18 protein-coding genes are annotated in these 16,356 nt (G+C 71.9%); 2 read left to right on the top strand and 16 right to left on the bottom strand.

What is annotated here, in order from left to right; all coding sequences use genetic code 11:
* Positions 1 to 215 precede the first annotated feature (215 nt).
* The 12 genes from OG522_RS23715 to OG522_RS23660 form a co-directional block, all read right to left on the bottom strand.
* Positions 216 to 899, bottom strand: a complete 684-nt coding sequence (locus OG522_RS23715; protein ID WP_329465007.1) for a class F sortase — start codon at positions 897 to 899, stop codon at positions 216 to 218.
* Position 900: 1 nt separating this feature from the next.
* Positions 901 to 1,521 carry a hypothetical protein gene (locus OG522_RS23710; protein ID WP_329465006.1) on the bottom strand — a complete coding sequence of 207 codons (621 nt, stop codon included), beginning with the start codon at positions 1,519 to 1,521 and terminating at the stop codon, positions 901 to 903.
* A gap of 77 nt (positions 1,522 to 1,598) precedes the next feature.
* The gene (locus OG522_RS23705; protein ID WP_100578538.1) at positions 1,599 to 2,378 is read right to left on the bottom strand and encodes an HAD-IIA family hydrolase; all 780 of its coding nucleotides are present in this window, start codon (positions 2,376 to 2,378) and stop codon (positions 1,599 to 1,601) included.
* A 126-nt stretch (positions 2,379 to 2,504) separates the two neighbouring features.
* Complete coding sequence (locus OG522_RS23700; RefSeq protein ID WP_329465005.1) at positions 2,505 to 3,581, bottom strand: 2-aminoethylphosphonate ABC transporter substrate-binding protein; 1,077 nt, start codon at positions 3,579 to 3,581, stop codon at positions 2,505 to 2,507.
* Between the two features lie 38 nt (positions 3,582 to 3,619).
* The gene (locus OG522_RS23695) at positions 3,620 to 4,417 is read right to left on the bottom strand and encodes an ABC transporter permease (protein ID WP_329465004.1); all 798 of its coding nucleotides are present in this window, start codon (positions 4,415 to 4,417) and stop codon (positions 3,620 to 3,622) included.
* Positions 4,404 to 5,276: a 2-aminoethylphosphonate ABC transporter permease subunit gene (locus OG522_RS23690; protein WP_329465003.1), complete on the bottom strand. Its 873-nt coding sequence runs from the start codon at positions 5,274 to 5,276 to the stop codon at positions 4,404 to 4,406. Before OG522_RS23690 ends, OG522_RS23695 begins: the two co-directional genes overlap by 14 nt.
* Positions 5,269 to 6,327, bottom strand: coding sequence for an ABC transporter ATP-binding protein (locus tag OG522_RS23685; protein WP_329465002.1), 1,059 nt, complete (start codon positions 6,325 to 6,327; stop codon positions 5,269 to 5,271). Before OG522_RS23685 ends, OG522_RS23690 begins: the two co-directional genes overlap by 8 nt.
* Complete coding sequence (locus OG522_RS23680; protein ID WP_329465001.1) at positions 6,324 to 7,019, bottom strand: phosphonatase-like hydrolase; 696 nt, start codon at positions 7,017 to 7,019, stop codon at positions 6,324 to 6,326. Before OG522_RS23680 ends, OG522_RS23685 begins: the two co-directional genes overlap by 4 nt.
* 14 nt (positions 7,020 to 7,033) lie before the next feature.
* The gene (locus tag OG522_RS23675) at positions 7,034 to 8,164 is read right to left on the bottom strand and encodes a TIGR03364 family FAD-dependent oxidoreductase (RefSeq protein ID WP_329467710.1); all 1,131 of its coding nucleotides are present in this window, start codon (positions 8,162 to 8,164) and stop codon (positions 7,034 to 7,036) included.
* 137 nt (positions 8,165 to 8,301) lie between these two features.
* Positions 8,302 to 9,063 (bottom strand): GntR family transcriptional regulator, encoded by a 762-nt coding sequence (locus OG522_RS23670; RefSeq protein WP_329467709.1) that lies wholly within the window; start codon positions 9,061 to 9,063, stop codon positions 8,302 to 8,304.
* A 213-nt stretch (positions 9,064 to 9,276) separates the two neighbouring features.
* Entirely contained in the window at positions 9,277 to 10,068 is a 792-nt protein-coding gene (locus OG522_RS23665; RefSeq protein ID WP_329465000.1) for a hypothetical protein, read from the bottom strand.
* 301 nt (positions 10,069 to 10,369) lie between these two features.
* Positions 10,370 to 11,470: an ROK family transcriptional regulator gene (locus tag OG522_RS23660; protein WP_329464999.1), complete on the bottom strand. Its 1,101-nt coding sequence runs from the start codon at positions 11,468 to 11,470 to the stop codon at positions 10,370 to 10,372.
* 56 nt (positions 11,471 to 11,526) lie between these two features.
* On the opposite strand from OG522_RS23660, the gene OG522_RS23655 reads away from it, so the two are divergent.
* Entirely contained in the window at positions 11,527 to 12,624 is a 1,098-nt protein-coding gene (locus OG522_RS23655; RefSeq protein ID WP_329464998.1) for a Gfo/Idh/MocA family oxidoreductase, read from the top strand.
* Positions 12,625 to 12,737: 113 nt separating this feature from the next.
* Complete coding sequence (locus tag OG522_RS23650) at positions 12,738 to 13,187, top strand: heme-degrading domain-containing protein (RefSeq protein WP_329467708.1); 450 nt, start codon at positions 12,738 to 12,740, stop codon at positions 13,185 to 13,187.
* A gap of 118 nt (positions 13,188 to 13,305) precedes the next feature.
* Here OG522_RS23650 and OG522_RS23645 read toward each other — a convergent pair whose 3' ends face one another.
* The 4 genes from OG522_RS23645 to OG522_RS23630 all read right to left on the bottom strand — a co-directional run bounded on the left by OG522_RS23645 (position 13,306) and on the right by OG522_RS23630 (position 16,277).
* Positions 13,306 to 14,163, bottom strand: a complete 858-nt coding sequence (locus OG522_RS23645) for a fumarylacetoacetate hydrolase family protein (protein WP_329464997.1) — start codon at positions 14,161 to 14,163, stop codon at positions 13,306 to 13,308.
* A 151-nt stretch (positions 14,164 to 14,314) separates the two neighbouring features.
* On the bottom strand, positions 14,315 to 15,082 hold the full coding sequence (locus OG522_RS23640) for a YidC/Oxa1 family membrane protein insertase (protein ID WP_329464996.1): 768 nt from the start codon (positions 15,080 to 15,082) through the stop codon (positions 14,315 to 14,317).
* Between the two features lie 83 nt (positions 15,083 to 15,165).
* Positions 15,166 to 15,489 (bottom strand): DUF6412 domain-containing protein, encoded by a 324-nt coding sequence (locus tag OG522_RS23635; RefSeq protein WP_329464995.1) that lies wholly within the window; start codon positions 15,487 to 15,489, stop codon positions 15,166 to 15,168.
* A gap of 245 nt (positions 15,490 to 15,734) precedes the next feature.
* Positions 15,735 to 16,277: a winged helix-turn-helix transcriptional regulator gene (locus tag OG522_RS23630; RefSeq protein ID WP_329464994.1), complete on the bottom strand. Its 543-nt coding sequence runs from the start codon at positions 16,275 to 16,277 to the stop codon at positions 15,735 to 15,737.
* Positions 16,278 to 16,356 lie beyond the last annotated feature (79 nt).

Here is a 16,356-nt window from a genome sequence, read left to right as displayed (position 1 = left end):
CGGTTCTACAGTGGTGCCGTCGTCCGCTACCCCGGCCGCCTCACGACCTCCGGACCCCATGGAACCTCCCGCACAAGGGCAGGGCTTCTCCCGCAGCCCGTGCACCCGCGGTCGAGGACCAGCCCGGTCAGCGGCTCCGGGGGGAGCGGGCCGTCGGCCGGGCCAGGTACCCGCCGGCGGCCTCCGCTGCGGACGCGGCCCGCCGGGCGCCGTGCTCAGGACTTCGCCGGCTTCGAAGGGGCCGGTTCCCTCGCGTCGGTCAGATAGGCCGAGACGACCACGTTCGCGGTGTACGCCTTCGTGGTGCGGTCGTACGATCCGCCGCAGGTGATCAGGCGGAGTTCGGCGCGGCCCGGTTTCCTGGGCCCGTACACCTTTTTGGCGTCGAAGTGGTTCCGGGCGAAGACCTGGACGTCGTCGATGGTGAACTCGGCGACCGTGCCGCCGGTTCCGGTCACCTTGACGTGCTGGCCGGGGCGGACCGCGCTCAGCCCGTAGAACACGGCCGGCTTGCTCTCGGTGTCCACGTGGCCGACGAGGAGGGCCGCGCCCGCCTCGCCCGGCCGGGTTCCGCTGCCGAACCAGCCGACCGTGCCGGGCTTGGAGTACGGCGGCGGGTCTATGGCGTCGTCCGAGTCCAGACCGCGCGGGACGACCGGCGCGGCGACGCCTATGGCGGGGATCTCGACGCGCTGTGGCGTCGCGCCCCTCACCGGGCCGTGTGCGGGCGGCATCGGCACGCCCAGCGGTCGGCCCACGGCCGCGATGTCGCCGGTGACGGGCGCCGAGCCGGCGCCCGAGCCACCGGTGGCGTCCCGGCCCCACAGCCACAGGCCGAGCAGCAGCACGGCCCAGGCCAGGCCGGTGACCAACCGCCCGCCGCCGGGTGCCGAGGACATCTCAGCCGCCGCCGCGCCGGCGCCGCAGGCTGCGTCCCGCGAAGGTGAGCGCCGCGACGGCCGCGAGCACGAGTCCGATCACCGCATGCTTGGTGCCGGGGCCCTCTTCGCGCGCTTCGCTGGACGCGAGGGGGGCCGCGCCGCCGCCGCCCGCGTGCACGGGACGGAACGGGGTGGCGTGGGAGTCGTGGTCGCGGCCTTGGTCCTGATCGCGGCCGTGGTCCTGATCGCGGCCTTGGTCCTGATCGCGGCCTTGGTCGCGGTCGCCGCCGTGGACGATGGTGATCCGACCGCTCGCCTTGCCGGAGCTGTCCCTGCAGTGGACCCAGATGTCGTAGTCGCGCGACTGGGCGTCGGAGCGGATCCGGACCTGTGCGAACAGGCCGCCGTCGCGGCCGGACGTGAAGCGGGCCTCCGACGCGAAGGCGTCCGAGGTGCCGACGGCCTCGTGGCCGCCACAGACGCTGACCCGCAGATCCACCTCCGCTCCGGGAGCGGCGGTCCCCGGTGTCACCGTCACCGACCCGTGCGGCTCGGACTCGGCCACCGCGGGGGACGCGGGCAGCACGGTCAGGGCGGCGGCCGCCACGGCCGTGCAGAGTGTGATGGAGCGGTTGCGCATCGTGAACCTCCTGCACTGAGATTCACGCGCACCGTGGCATTCCGCATCCCGAGGGCGTGGCGGCTGCGCCGTACGGACTAGACCAGCTTCACCAGGTCGGCGATCGAGTCGACGATCTTGGACGGGCGGAAGGGGTACGACTCCACGTCCTCGGGCCGGGTCAGACCGGTCAGGACCAGGAACGTCTGCATGCCGGCCTCCAGTCCCGCGAGGACGTCCGTGTCCATCCGGTCGCCGATCATGGCGCTCGTCTCGGAGTGCGCGCCGATCGCGTTGAGGCCGGTGCGCATCATCAGCGGGTTGGGCTTGCCCGCGAAGTACGGCTTCTTGCCGGTCGCCTTGGTGATCAGGGCCGCGACCGCGCCGGTGGCGGGCAGCGGGCCCTCCTGGCTCGGGCCGGTCTCGTCCGGGTTGGTGCAGATGAACCGGGCCCCCGCGTTGATGAGCCGGATCGCCTTGGTGAGCGCCTCGAAGCTGTACGTACGGGTCTCGCCCAGGACCACGTAATCGGGCTCGTGGTCGGTCAGGACGTACCCGATGTCGTGCAGCGCGGTGGTCAGGCCCGCCTCGCCGATGACGTACGCGGTGCCGCCGGGCCGCTGGTCGTCGAGGAACTTCGCGGTGGCGAGCGCCGAGGTCCAGATGTTCTCGACCGGCACGTCCAGGCCCATGCGCATCAGGCGGGCGTGCAGATCGCGCGGGGTGTAGATCGAGTTGTTGGTCAGGACGAGGAAGGGGCGGCCCGACTCCTTGAGCGTCTTGAGGAAGGCGTCCGCACCGGGGATCGGAGTGCCCTCGTGGATGAGGACACCGTCCATGTCGGTGAGCCAGGATTCGATCGGCTTGCGCTCTGCCATGGGTGCGGACTCTCCTGCGTTCAACGGTGAGCTGGGGACGCCGGGGCACCGCGCTGTGCGCGTCCGACGCCCCCAGCCTAGCCACGAATCGGGGATCTTGACCCCGCCGGGCCCGGTGCCCTCGCCTCAGCTGCCGGTGGCCGTCTTCCAGGCGTCGACGTACGTGGGCAGGTTCTTGGCGATGTCCATCCAGTCGGGCTGGAAGACGTCGATGCCCTGCATCAGCTTGCCGAGCGCGACCGCGTTGGCGTCGGTGGCCTTGATGTCGCCGCGCGCGGAGAAACCGCCGCCGATCTCGCTGACCTGCTTCTGCGCCTGCTCGCTCAGCATGTAGTCGAGGAGCTTCTTGCCGTTCTCGCTGTGCGGGGCGTTGCTGACGAGCCCGGCCGCGTACGGCAGTCCGAAGGAGGAGGGCCTGGTGCCGCTCGCGGTGCCCGGGAACCAGATGCCGAGGTTGGGCATGGTCTTGGACTGGGCGTAGTTCATCTGTACATCACCGTTGGCGACGAGCAGTTCGCCCTTGTCGACCTTGGGCGCGAGCTTCCCGGTGGAGGCGGACGGACCGACGTTGTTGGCCTGGAGCTTGCGCAGGTACTCCATGGCGGCCTCCTTTCCGCCGAAGTCGTGCATCGCCTTGATGACGACCGCGGTGCCGTCGCCCGCGACGCCCGGCGTGGAGTACTGGATCTTGTTCTTGTAGGGGGCGCCCAGCAGGTCCTCCCAGTTCTTGGGGGCCTGCTTCAGGTCCTTCTTGTTGTAGATGAACCCGAAGTAGTTGTCGACGACCGAAGTCCACTTGCCGTCGGGCGACTTGTCGCCGCCGCCGACCTTGTCCGCGCCGGCGGGGACGTACTTCTGGAGCAGCCCCTTGCCGTCGGCCTGCTGGATGAACGGCGGCAGGGTGATCAGGAGGTCGGCCTGGGTGTTGGACTTCTCGCGGGTGGCGCGCTGCACCATCTCGCCGGAGCCGCCCTCGACGTACTTGACCTTGATGCCGGTCGTCGCCTCGAAGTCCTTGAAGACCTGGTCGTACCAGCCGTCGCCCTTCTCGCCCTTGAGGCCGTCGGCGCTGTACACCGTGACGGTCTTCGCGTCGGAGTCGGCGCTTGCGCCGCCCGAGCACGCGGAGAGGGTGGCGGCGAGTACGAGGCTGCCGGTGACGGCGGCGATCGGCTTGAATGCCTGGGCGCTGTTTCTGGGCATGGCGTTTCGAACTCCTGAAGTTCCTGGTCAGCGACTGGTCAGCGGAAGGAGGCTTTGGTACGGATGCGGGAGACGGCGAGCAGGACGAGCAGCGTCGTTCCCATGAGCACCACGGCGACGGCCGCGCCGGTGAAGAGGGAGCCACGGTCGGTGGCCGCGAAGATCTGCACCGGCAGCGGCGTCCAGTCGGGCGGGTAGAGCATCATCGTGGCGCTCAACTCGCCCATGGACAGCGCGAAGCAGAGCCCTGCCGCCGCGGTCAGGGACGGCAGCAGGAGCGGCAGCTTCACGCGCCACAGGACGTATGAGGGCGAGGCTCCGAGACAGGCCGCGGCCTGTTCGTACATCGGGTCGAGACGAAGGATGGCGGCCGAAACCGACTGGTGGGCGAACGCCATGACAAGAACGGTGTGCGCCAGGATCACGATCCAGCGGGTGCCGTTGAGCAGGACGGGCGGCTTGGAGAACGCGACGAGGACCGCGAGACCCACGACCACCGACGGTACGGCGACCGGCAGCACGAACAGCGCGTCCACGAACCGCCGGCCGCGCTTCTTCAGAGCGGCCGCGGCCAGCGCCGCCCACGACCCCACGGTCAGCGCGAGGACGCTGGCCGCCAGCGCGGTCACCAGGCTGGTGGTGAGCGCCTGGAGGGAGTCGCCGGTGGTCGCCGCGCCGTAGTGGGAGGCGGTGAACCCGGAGGGGAAGGCCCCCGACCAGCTGGTCGCGAACGACGCCGTCAGGATCACCAGGAACGGCAGCGCGAACAGGGGCAGGAACAGGACGAAGAACACGGTCCAGGTGGCCCGGCGGCCGCCCCGGCTATGCACCAGCACGACGGCTCACCACCCGGTAGAGGCCGTACAGGCCGACGGAGATCGCTATGTTGACGACGGCGACGACACAGGCGGCCGGGTAGTCGGACTCCAGGATCGCCTTGCTGTAGACGAGCATCGGCAGCGTGGTGACGCCCTTCGCGCCGGTGAACAGCACGATGCCGAACTCGTTGAGACACATCACCAGGACGAGCGCGCCGCCGGCCGCGAGCGCGGGCAGCGCCTCGGGCAGGATCACCCACCGTACGATGCGGACCGGCCGCGCTCCGAGCGAGGACGCCACTTCCAGCTGGGCGGTGTCCAGTTGGGAGAACGCGGCGAGCAGCGGGCGCATCACGAAGGGCGTGAAGTACGTGACCTCCGCGAGGAGCACGCCCCAGGGCGTGGTCAGGAACTGGAAGGGCGCGCTGGGCGCGCCGGTCACGTCGGTCCACAGCCCGTTGGCCATGCCGACCGTGCCGTAGACGAAGAGCAGGGCGAGCGTGATGAGGAAGGAGGGAAAGGACAGGAACACGTCGATGAACCTGGCGACGGCCTTCCCGCCGGGAAACGGCACGAACGCGATCACGAGCGCGAGCACGAACCCGAGCACGAGGCACCCGGCGGTCGCCGCGACCGCCAGCCAGACGGTGGTCCACAGCGCCTCCCGGAACGCGGACGACGCGAAGACGTCGGCGTAGGGCTGGAGGGAGGTTCCGCCGGAGTCCGGGGAGAGGGACTGCCGCACGACGAGGGCGAGGGGGTAGAGGAAGACCGCGGCCAGCACGACGACGGGCGGCAACGCCCATACGGAGCTGGGCAGTTGACGCCCGGCGCCGGGCGCGTGCCCGGCCGGCTCCGGCGTGCGGCGCCTAGTCATGGCCCACCCCCGCGCCGAGCAGCACCGCGTCCTCACCGGCGAAGTGCAGGGTGACTTCCTCGCCCAGCACCGGCGGCACCCGCAGCTCCCGCAGATCCGCCTTGACCCGGTGCCCGGCGACATCGACGTACAGCCGATGCGTGGATCCCCGCCACTGCACCTCCGCGATCCGTCCCCGCAGCGCGTTGGGCCCGTGCCCGAGCCCGACCAGGTGCGGCCGCACGCACAGCGTGGCCATCGCCCCCCACGCCGCCGAATCGGTGGCGACCGACAGCTCGGTGTCCCCGAACAGCACCGACCCCGACCCCACCCGCACCGGAAGCAGGTTCGCGTTGCCGACGAACGACGCCGTGAACTCCGTACGCGGCCTGCGGTACAGGTCCTCGGGGGTTCCGCAGTCCTGGAGGCGGGCCTTGTCCATGACGGCGATACGGTCCGCCAGGGTGAGCGCCTCCACCTGGTCGTGGGTGACGTACAGGATGGAGACGTCGGGCAACTCGCGGTGCAGGCGGGCCAGTTCGGTCAGCATGCCGGAGCGGAGCTGCGCGTCGAGCGCGGAGAGCGGCTCGTCGAGCAGGAGGACGTCGGGGCGGATGGCGAGCGCGCGGGCGATGGCGACGCGCTGCTGCTGGCCGCCGGAGAGCTCGCGCGGATAGCGCCTGGCGTAGGCGTCCATGCCGGTCATGGCGAGTGCGTCGGCGACCCGCGCCGGTATCTCGCCCTTGGGGACCTTCCGCGCCCGCATCCCGAACGCGACGTTGTCCTCGACCCGCATGTGCGGGAACAGGGCGTACTGCTGGACGACCATGCCGATGCCGCGCCGGTACGGCGGCAGGCCCGTCACGTCGCGGTCGCCGATGAACACCCGGCCGCGGACCGGCTGGACGAACCCGGCGACGGCACGCAGCGCGGTGGTCTTGCCCGACCCGGAGGGGCCGAGCAGGGCCATGACCTCGCCGGGTTCGACGGTCAGGTCGAGCGAGTCCAGGACCGTGGTGCCGTGGTAGGCGACGGTCACGCCGTCGAAGCGGATGCCACTGCGGCCCGTCACCGCCGGCTCTCCAACTCCGTTATGAGGCCGGGCAGTTGGGCGATCGAGTCGATGACGTGGGTGGCCCCCGCCGCGGTGAGGGCCCCCTTGTCGTGGGCGCCGGTCAGCACGCCCGCGACGACGCCCGCCCCGGACCGGACGCCGCCGAGCATGTCGTACGAGGTGTCACCGGCCACCGCCATGTCGCGCACCGAGTCGACCGCGCCGGTACGCAGGAAGGCGCTGAGCACCATGTCGGGGTAGGGGCGGCCGCGGCCCCCCGCGTCGGCGGGGCACAGGGTGAGTGCGACGAGGTCCCGCCAGCCGAGCGCGTCGAGGATGGCGTCCTGGGTGACGCGGGCGAATCCGGTGGTCAGGACGACGGTGTGCCCCTCGGACTGCAACTGCTCAACCGCCGTGCGGGCACCGGGAATCGGGGCGATGAGACCGCCGTCGACCAGCTCGCCGTACGCCTCCTCGAAGGCCGCGTTGGCGCGCTGCGCCTTCGTCTCGTCGCCGAAGAGGTGACGGAAGACGGAGATCTTGGACTCGCCCATGGTGGCCCGTACGTAGTCGAGCATGGTGGCGTGCTCGGCCGAGCCGGGCTCGACGCCGAGGCGTCCGGCCGCACTCGCGAAGGCCCGCTCGACGAGCCCGCCGTCGGCGACGGTGGTGCCCGCCATGTCGAGGACCACCAGGTTGTACGCGTTCATCGTGCTCAACTCCCTTACCAGCCCAGCTCGTCGGCGGTCTTCTCGGCGATCGCCGGCGAGCAGGTCATGCCGCGGCCGCCAGGTCCGGTCACCAGCCACACCCCGTCCCGCACCTGCTGGCGGTGCACGACGCGCGAGGTGTCGGTGCACTGCGCGTACACCCCGGCCCAGCGGCGTTCGACCTTGGGGAGCGGCCGGCCGAGGAAGGACTCGACCACCCGGGCGAGGTGCTCGTACGGCTCCTCCAGGACGTCGAAGGCGAAGGGGTGCTCGTATTCGTGGGTGTCGCCGATGGTGAGCCCGCCGTCCTCGCGCTGCACCATGAGGAGCTGCATCTTGTGCGAGGCGGCGGTCGCCTCCTGCGCCTGCCCGGCATTGAGCGCGTCGAGGGCCGTTCCCGCGTACGCCGGGTAGTAGCGGAAGCTGTCGGCGTCGGCGACGGAGGTGGCGAGCGGCTCGCCGAGCGGCGCGGTCTGCATCATCTGGAGGCGGACCCGGCGCACCGGCAGATCGGGCACGAGTTCGCGGACCAGGCCGCCGAGCCAGGCCCCCGTACACAGGACGACGACGTCGCCGGTGTGCACGTCGCCGCGGTCGTCGCGGACCGCGCCGCCCTGTGCGCCTTCGACGACCTCGCGGACTTCCCTGCCACCCAGGAACGTGTACCGGCCGGACTTCAACAGTTCGGATTTGAGGGCCAGTTGGGCGGTACGGGGCTCGACCGCGGCATCGCGTTCGCACCACAGGGCGGCGGTGAAGTCGCCGCGCAGGGCCGGGTTGAGGGTGCGGGCCTCGTCGGCGGTGAGGAGCTTGTAGCCGCGGGCTGCGGCGTCCTCACGGGCCAACGCGGCCTCGGCGACGGCGAGTTCGAGCTCGCCCCGGACGGGCGTGAGGGAGCCGTTGGGCCGGAAGCCGATCCGGGGGACCCGCTCGCCGATGCCCTCCCACAGTTCGCGGGCCCGCAGCGCGGTGTCCAGCTCCTCGCCGCCCGCCCGGCCGCTGACCCATATCTGGCCGAAGTTGCGGAGGGAGGCCCCGCGCGCCTCGCTCTCGCGCTCGATCTGTACGACCTCGTGGCCGCGTTCCACTGCGTGCCAGGCGTGCATGGTTCCCACCACGCCGGCTCCAACGACGATGACTCTCACGGCGGTCACGCTCCTCGGGGAGGGTGTCCCGCACCGGTCCGGACGGCAACGGGACGGTGAACGGGCCATCAAGCTTGGACTAGACCCGTTATGTTTCTGTGATCAAAGACCACCTTATGCGCGGACGATCGGCGGGGCTACTGACCGATGCGGGTCGTGAAGGAGAAGCGGTCGCCGCGGTAGAGCGTGCGGACCCGTTCGAGGGGGCGGCCCTCGGCGTCGCGTGAGATGCGGTGGATGAGCAGCATCGGCAGCGCCGGCGGCGTGCCGATGAGCAGGGCCTCGCGCGGGGTGGCGAGGACGGTCTCGATGCGCTCGTCGACCTCGCCGAGGGTGAGGCCGAGCCGGTCGCGGAGGTAGGCGTAGAAGGAGGAGTCGGGGGTGAACTCCCGCTCCAGGTCCGGCATGCGGGCCACCGCGGCGTACGTGCTCTCCAAGCCGACGCGCTCGTCGTCGGCGAGCAGCACGCGCTCCATGTGCCAGACCGGCTCGCCCCGCCGGAGCCCGGTCTCGGCGGCGAGCGCGGGCGGGCAGGGGAAGCGTTCGAGGCCGATGAGGTGCCGTCCGGGCGTCCGGCCCTGCCGGCGTACGCCCTCGGTGTAACTGGCGAGCGAGAGCGGCTGCTCCAGTTTCGCGCCCGCCACCACGGTGCCGCGCCCCTGTCGGCGCAGCCTCCCTTCGAGCAGCAACTCGCGCAGCGCCTGGCGGACCGTCTCCCGTGCGACTTCGTAGCGCAGGGCCAGGTCACGTTCGGTGGGCAGCAGCCCGCCCTCTCCCAACTCCTCGATGAGCAGCGCCACTTGGGCCTTGACGGCGTAGTACTTGGGGATGCGCCCGTGATCCGGAATACCGGAACGGATGGGAGCGCCGGGGGCCTGGTTCTCGGGATAGCCGGACAGGGAGTCGCTCCTGACGCGGTGCGGGGGTTCGCGCGGGCGTTCCGGCGAAGGCTCGTGCGGGACGCCGGTCGGGGAGGGCGGGGCGCCGCTCGGAGGGTTCGGGTTCGGGGAGTACCGGGGATCGTGCGGGGCGCCGGTTGGGGTGTCGTTCGGGTTTTCCACGGGGCGATGCTCGCATGCGGATGTGAACGGGCGGGGTGCTCGGTTGCCTGGTCAGCGACGCGGCGAGCGGCGGCGGGCGGCCGCCACCAGGGCGCCGCCGATGAGCAGGAGGACGCCGGCGGCGAGCCCGATGCGGGCGAGTCCGCTGCCCCGGCCGGTCGTGGCGAGCTCGTTGTCGATCCGGTGCAGCAGGTCCCCTTCGTCCACCACGTCGAAGCGGTAGTCGCCGGAGTCCCCCACCCACTGTCCGTTGCTGCCCCGGCGCTGCACGATCGCGGCGTTCGCGGTGATCGGGCCGGGCACGGTGTCGGCGGCGAAGCCGAGCCGCACCTCGACGGTGAGGGTCTCGCCCGCGCCGATCACGAACCCCGGAAAGCCGTCGTCGAAGACGCCGATGTGCTCGTCCTCGTCGGTCCTGACGAACGTCACCGGGTGCTTGTGGCCGGTGGCCGGGTCCGAGAACTCCATCTGGAGCTGCGAGTTCTTGAGGGTGCGGTCACGGTCGACGAGGACGAGGACCGGGTGAATGCTGTCGCAGGCCTCGTGGGAGATGTTGGTGAGGTCGAGGTACCAGCTCTGGGCCCCGTCACCGGCCCGGTACTCGGCGGGCCCCCCGTGGATCTTGGTGGCGAGCGGAAACTCGGCTCCGGTTTTACTGCCGCAGACGGGCAGGTGGACGGCGAGCGGGCGGGCGGCGGGCAGGGTGGCGACGACCGCCTTGCGCGGCGCGACATCGTGCCACCCGGCAGGCGCGCCGCCTCCGCCGTCGGCCGCGGCCGCTGCCGCGAACGGGACGATCGTGACGGCGGCCACCGCGGTGGCGAGGGCGGTGCGCAGTCGCATGAGGGGCCTTTGCTGCTCGCGGGCGGGCGGTCGGCGTCCGGCTGAACCCCGGGTCGGCACCGTCCGGACGAACGCGGTCGTGGCCCGCGACCCTGCCACGTACGGGGTACCCGGCCCGGCACGCCACGTCCCGGTACGCCCGGACGAGCCGGACAAGTCCGCCCTATCAGCCCAATATCGGGCCGTCGTACGGGCACGGGCGTGGCGGTGCGGGGGTATCCGGCGCGCGGGCGTGGCGCGAGCACACTCCCCTGCCCCTCACGCGGGCAGCGACACCATGCGCCGAGCCCCCATGGACGTCCTAACCGTGGGGCGCCGCCTCATGCGCGCGGCCGAACACCGGGAGCAGGACGAGTTGGGCCGCGCCTTCCGCGACGGCGTGCGGGCCGCCCCCGGCAGCGTGGACCGGGATCTCGGGGGCGCCGCCGCGCCGGGCGCGCTCCTCGATCACGGCGGACACTCCGCGTACGAACGTCTCCTGGTCGGCGGCGACCGTGCGGCCGCCGAGCATGACCCGATCGATGTCGAGCAGCCCGACGAGGTTGGCGGCGCCCACGCCGAGGAAGCGGGCCGCCGCCGCGATGTCCCCGCGGGCGACCGCGGCCAGGCACAGCGCCTCGATGCAGCCGCGCCCGCCGCAGCCGCACGCGGGCCCGCCGAGCAGGATCGTCTGGTGGCCGAACTCGCCCGCGCCGGTCCGGGCGCCGCGGTGGACGGCGCCGCCGAGCACGAGGCCCGCGCCGAGCCCCGTACCGAGGTGGAGGTACGCGAACGAGCCCGCCGGGGCCGAGTCGCGCAGGGCGAGACCGAGAGCGGCGGCGTTGGTGTCCTTGTCCAGGACCACCTTGCGGCCGAGCCGCTCGGCGAGCGCGTCGCGCAGCGGGAAGCCGTTCCAGTGCGGGAAGCCGGTGACGCGGTGCAGCACCCCGCTGTCGTGGTCGAGCGGACCCGGCATGGCGACGCCGACCCCGAGCACGCGGCGCCCGCCGACCAGCGCCTGTGCCTCGGCGGCCGCCGCCTCGACCACCGACGACGGCTCCGCGCCGAGGTCGAGCGGCACGGTCCTGGCGCCGACCAGGGTGCCCGCGAGGTCGACGAGGACCGCGGTCAGCTCGTCGCGGTCCAGATGGAGGCCGATGGCGTGCGCGGCGGACGGCACCAGCTTGAGCACGGTGCGCGGTTTGCCGCCGGTGGAGGCGCGGCGGCCCGCCTCGGTGGCGGTGCCCTCGTCCCGGAGCCGCCCGGTGATCTTGCTGACCGCCTGCGGGGTGAGCCCGGTGCGCTCGGCGAGCTCCAGCCGGCTGATGCCGTCCTCGCCCGCGGCCCGCAGCAGGCCGAGGACGAGCGCGGCGTTGTGGCTGCGCAGTGCCGGCAGGTTCGCACCCGTATTGCTCCTGTTCACCGACCCATTGTCCCTCTTGCTTGCACTTTGGCAACAGCGTTGCTTAAGTGGGTGACATGAAGGATCCCAGGAACGCTCACCAGACCGCTGACCTTCGCGTGGGACTCGTGGGCTTCGGCCTGGCGGGCTCCGTCTTCCACGCGCCGCTGATCGCCGCGACCGACGGCCTCGTCCTGGACACCGTGGCCACCTCGAACCCCGAGCGCCAGGCGCAGGCGCGCGCCGAGTACGGCGAGGGCCTGCGCGTGGTGGACTCGCCCGAGGAGTTGTACGACGCCGGTATCGACCTGGTGGTGATCGCCTCGCCGAACAAGACCCACGTCCCGATCGCCACGGACGCCCTGAAGGCCGGCCTTCCGGTCGTCGTCGACAAGCCGCTGGCGGGCACGGCGGCCGAGGCGCGCGGCCTCGCGGCCCTCGCCGAGGCGCGCGGCCTGCTGCTCTCGGTCTTCCAGAACCGCCGCTGGGACAACGACTTCCTGACCCTGCGGAGCTTGCTCGCGGACGGCGAGCTCGGCGAGGTCCAGCGTTTCGAGTCGCGCTTCGAGCGGTGGCGCCCGCAGCCCAAGGGCGGCTGGCGCGAGTCCGGCGACCCCGCGGAGATCGGCGGCCTGCTGTACGACCTGGGCAGCCACGTCGTGGACCAGGCGCTCGTACTGTTCGGCCCGGCGCTGCGCGTCTACGCGGAGGCCGATGTACGCCGCCCCGGCGCCCAGGCCGACGACGACACCTTCATCGCGATCACGCACGCGAGCGGCGTCCGCTCACACCTGTACGTGAGCGCGACGACCGCCCAACTCGGCCCACGTTTCAGGGTGTTGGGCTCGGCCGCCGGTTATGTGAAGTACGGCTTGGACCCGCAGGAGACCGCACTGCGCGAGGGCAGGCGCCCTTCGAGCGGCGGACCGTGGGGCGTGGAGCCCGAATCCGTGTGGGGCCGGGTCGGCTGCGGCGAGTCCCCGCTGACCGGCGGCGGCCGCCCGCTGGAGACGCTGCCCGGCGACTACCCGGCGTACTACGCCGCGATCGTGAAGGCCCTGCGCGAAGGCGGCGAACCCCCGGTCACCGCCCACGAGGCCGCGGCCGCCCTGGACGTCCTGGAAGCGGCCCGCCGCTCGGCCCGCGAGGGCATGACGGTGGAGCTCTCGCTGTGAGGGCGCGGGAGACGGCGGCGCACGGGGGTGGCAGCGGGCCCGGCGTCCCGGCCTGTGCGGCCGGCAGCACCGGAGCGGAGGGCGGTCCCGTCGTCCCAGCCACCGTCGCCGAGCTGGAGGCCGAGCAACGGCGGCTGGTGCTGGGCGAGTTCACGCTCGATGACGCCTGGGCGCTCGGCGTGCTGCTGCGCGAGCTCGCCGTGGAACGCGGGGCGCCGGTCACCATCGACGTACGGCACGGCACCCGGCAGGCGTTCCGCTGCGCGCTGCCCGGCTCCAGCGCCGACAACGACGCCTGGATCGACCGCAAGCGCCGCGTCGCCGAACGCTACGCGGCGCCCTCGCTCCTGGTCGGCGCCCGCTTCCGGGCCAAGGGCACGACGTTCGAGGAGTCGTCCCGCCTGGACCCGGACGCCTTCGCCGCGCACGGGGGTTCGTACCCGGTGACGGTGAAGGGTGTCGGGGTCGTGGGAACGGCCACGGTCTCCGGCCTGCCTCAGGCCGAGGACCACGCCCTGGTCACGCGGGCGCTGGAGCAGCTGATGAACCGCGGCGAAGGCTGAGCCCGCGATCCAGGGCGGGCGGGAAGGACAAGGGGCGCAGGCCCAAGCCCACCAACCCCGCCCGGGGCGGGTGGGAAAGGCAACGGACCGCAGACCCAGGCCCCCCCACCCCGCCCCGCTAAGCGGACTTGAGCGCCTGCCGCTGCCGTCCCAGTCCGGAAATCTCCAGCTCCACGACATCCCCCGCCCGCAGATACGGCTTCGGCTCCGCCTGCCCCATGGCCACCCCGGCAGGCGTACCCGTGTTGATGACGTCCCCCGGGTACAGCGTCATGAACTGGCTGACGTACCGCACGACCTCCGCGACGGGGAAGATCTGCCGCGACGTCGACCCGTCCTGCTTCAGCTCCCCGTTGACCCAGAGCCTGAGCGACAGCGCCTGCGGGTCGGGCACCTCGTCCCGGGTGACCAGCCACGGCCCGAACGGGTTGAACGTCTCGCAGTTCTTTCCCTTGTCCCACGTGCCGCCGCGCTCGATCTGGAACTCCCGCTCGGAGACGTCGTGCGACACCGCGTACCCGGCGACGTACGCCAGCGGGTCCTCGTCGTCCGCCACGTACCGCGCGGTGCGCCCGATGACGATGGCGAGCTCGACCTCCCAGTCCGTCTTCACGGACTTGCGCGGAATGAGCACCGTGTCGTGCGGCCCGACCACCGTGTCCGCCGCCTTGAAGAAGACGACCGGCTCGGCGGGGATCGCCGCGCCCGTCTCCTCGGCGTGGTCGTGGTAGTTCAGCCCGATGCACACGACCTTGCCGATCCGCGCCACCGGCGGCCCGACGCGTGCTCCGGCGTCGTCGAGCGCGGGCAGCACGCCGGTGTCCGCCGCGGCCCGTATCCGGTCCAGTGCGAACTCGTCGGCGAGCAGCTCGCCGTCGATGTCCGTCACGAGGCCGGACAGGTCCCGCAGGGTTCCGTCGGCATCCAGCAGCGCGGGGCGCTCTTCACCGGCGTTGCCTACGCGCAGCAGCTTCATGGTCAGTCTCCCTTTGGTCGAGCGGGGCCCGGCCGATGGGTAGCGGCCATCGGAGGATCATTCGATCCTCCAAGGTGTACGTCCACTCCGCAAGACCCCGTTCACAAACTGGACCGTAACCAGAGCCGAGCTGCTATGCCCCGAGAAGCGCTCAGGCCGCGGTCGCCAGCGCGGCGGGCGCGGGCAGCATGTCCTTGTAGAGGAAGGCCCGCTCGACGGCGGTCCAGGTGGTGCTGGTCACGACGTACAGCGCGGCCGCGAGCGGCACCACCGCGACGGTGAACAGCGTCGCGAAGGACAGCAGCGGCATGAACTTGCTCATCGCCGCCATGCCGGGCATCGCATCCTGCCCCGCGGGCGCCACGACCGGCGTGGCCGCCATCTGACGCTTCATCCGCCGGTAGTTGAAGGTGGCCACGGCCGCGACGATCGCGAACAGCACCAGGTACACGAGCCCACGCGCCCCGAAGGCCCCACCGTCCGCGAGCGCCTGGGTCCAGTTCCCGCCGAGCGGCGCGGCGAAGAGGGTGTGGTCGAGCAGCCCGTTCGCCTTCCCGCCGATCTGCTTGCTGGAGAACAGGTGGTAGAGCAGGAAGAACGCGGGCATCTGGAGCAGGCTGGGCAGGCAGCCCGACAGCGGCGACACCTTCTCCGCGGCGTGCAGCTCCATGACCGCCTTCTGGAGCGCCTTGCTGTCCTTGCCGTGCTTCTCGCGCAGCGCGGCCATCTGCGGCCGCAATTTGGCCTGCGCCTTCTGACCCCGTGCTGCCTGGCGCGACAGTGGGTGCACAGCGAGACGTACAAGAGCAGTGAAAAGCACGATCGCGGCAGCCGTCGAAGCACCGTGGAAGACCGGTTCGAGCAGGGCGGCGAGGTGCTCGGCGAGGCTCGCGACAGCGCTGAAAAGGGACGTGAACATGCGGAAGCCCTCCGGGGCGTCTCGTCAGGAATGACAGGAATGTCGGCGTGACGAGCCGGGAGGAGCAGAAGTGGGAGGTGCCCCTACGCGGCCGTCGGGACGAGACGACCGGGTGCTCGGGGCCGTGGCCGCCCGGAGGCGTCGGGATCGCGCTGCGGCAGGAAGGCGGTACGCCGTTCCCGGTCGCGGATCGCAGTACGCACCCGGGTGCGCGGCACCTGGGGCACCGCCCGGGACGCGAGGGTCGCGCACACGGCGAGCGCGGAGCCGGCGGCGGCGGTCGCGGCGAGCGCGACGGCGGCGGACAGCGAGCCGCCCTCGATGAGGACACCCTGGGCGAGCAGGAACAGGAAGAGACCGAGCAGCGGCCGGGTCAGCCGAGCGCCACGCGCGAGTGCACCGCTCATGCTTCCCTCCCCTTGCTCGTTCCTTGCCGGCCGACGGATTTCCCTCCAGCCGTTATACACGACGGCCCAGCAGACCCGAAGACCGTCCAGCCCCCGGGCCGACCTCCCTCGCGGGGCCGAAGCGCAAGAGGAATCGCAGAGCCGAACCTCAGAACCCCGCAGCCCCACGGCCCCACGGCCCCACAGCCCCGCAGCCCCGCAGCCTCAAGAGCTCAGGGCCGGAAAGCCTGAAGCCTCAACGCGCCTTAGGCGGAATCGCGGGGCTGGAGCTCCAGGGGCTCCAGCAGTCGCCTCGGCGCCCGCAGGGCCCGGCTGACCGGATCCTCGGCGGGCCCGAGCCCGGGTCCCGGCCGCATCTCGACGTCCCCCGGCGCGATCATCCGCCCGCAGCTACCGCACTCCCCGTACGCCCCGAGCTCGGTCCCGCACTCCACGTGGTGGAAGGTCCGCTTCGGCCGCGCGTCCGGATTGAAGGCCCGCCCCCACAGCCCGAGCGCACGCAGCGCCGGCCAGAGCGCGAGACCGAGCGCGGTCGGTACGTACTCGTCGCGCGGCGGCGATTCCTGATAGCGCCGCTTCTCCAGGACTCCGGCCTCGGTGAGGGACTGGAGGCGCGCGGCGAGCACGGCCCGCGGGATCTTGAGGTGCACCAGGAAGTCGTTGTAGCGCCGCACCCCATAGAGCGCGTCGCGCACCACGAGCAGCGTCCAGCGTTCCCCGACGATCTCCAGCGCGCGGGCGATGGAGCACTCCTGTGCCGCGTAGTCGTAGTCCTTGCCGAGAGCCATGCCTCCAGTCTACGGACACAGGTTCACTGACCGAACCTTGAGTGCTAGGGTCGCCGTATAGCGAGTTCATTCACTGAAC

The sequence above is a fragment of the Streptomyces sp. NBC_01431 genome, assembly GCF_036231355.1.
Classification (GTDB): domain Bacteria; phylum Actinomycetota; class Actinomycetes; order Streptomycetales; family Streptomycetaceae; genus Streptomyces.
This window is presented reverse-complemented; position numbering and strand designations above follow the sequence as displayed.

What these genes read in the sequence shown, in the direction of transcription:
- OG522_RS23715 (WP_329465007.1), bottom strand. Translation starts at nt 899, where the DNA reads ATGTCCTCGGCACCCGGCGGCGGGCGGTTGGTCACCGGCCTGGCCTGG.
- OG522_RS23710 (WP_329465006.1), bottom strand. Translation starts at nt 1,521, where the DNA reads ATGCGCAACCGCTCCATCACACTCTGCACGGCCGTGGCGGCCGCCGCC.
- OG522_RS23705 (WP_100578538.1), bottom strand. Translation starts at nt 2,378, where the DNA reads ATGGCAGAGCGCAAGCCGATCGAATCCTGGCTCACCGACATGGACGGT.
- OG522_RS23700 (WP_329465005.1), bottom strand. Translation starts at nt 3,581, where the DNA reads ATGCCCAGAAACAGCGCCCAGGCATTCAAGCCGATCGCCGCCGTCACC.
- OG522_RS23690 (WP_329465003.1), bottom strand. Translation starts at nt 5,276, where the DNA reads ATGACTAGGCGCCGCACGCCGGAGCCGGCCGGGCACGCGCCCGGCGCC.
- OG522_RS23680 (WP_329465001.1), bottom strand. Translation starts at nt 7,019, where the DNA reads ATGAACGCGTACAACCTGGTGGTCCTCGACATGGCGGGCACCACCGTC.
- OG522_RS23665 (WP_329465000.1), bottom strand. Translation starts at nt 10,068, where the DNA reads ATGCGACTGCGCACCGCCCTCGCCACCGCGGTGGCCGCCGTCACGATC.
- OG522_RS23655 (WP_329464998.1), top strand. Translation starts at nt 11,527, where the DNA reads ATGAAGGATCCCAGGAACGCTCACCAGACCGCTGACCTTCGCGTGGGA.
- OG522_RS23645 (WP_329464997.1), bottom strand. Translation starts at nt 14,163, where the DNA reads ATGAAGCTGCTGCGCGTAGGCAACGCCGGTGAAGAGCGCCCCGCGCTG.
- OG522_RS23640 (WP_329464996.1), bottom strand. Translation starts at nt 15,082, where the DNA reads ATGTTCACGTCCCTTTTCAGCGCTGTCGCGAGCCTCGCCGAGCACCTC.
- OG522_RS23635 (WP_329464995.1), bottom strand. Translation starts at nt 15,489, where the DNA reads ATGAGCGGTGCACTCGCGCGTGGCGCTCGGCTGACCCGGCCGCTGCTC.
- OG522_RS23630 (WP_329464994.1), bottom strand. Translation starts at nt 16,277, where the DNA reads ATGGCTCTCGGCAAGGACTACGACTACGCGGCACAGGAGTGCTCCATC.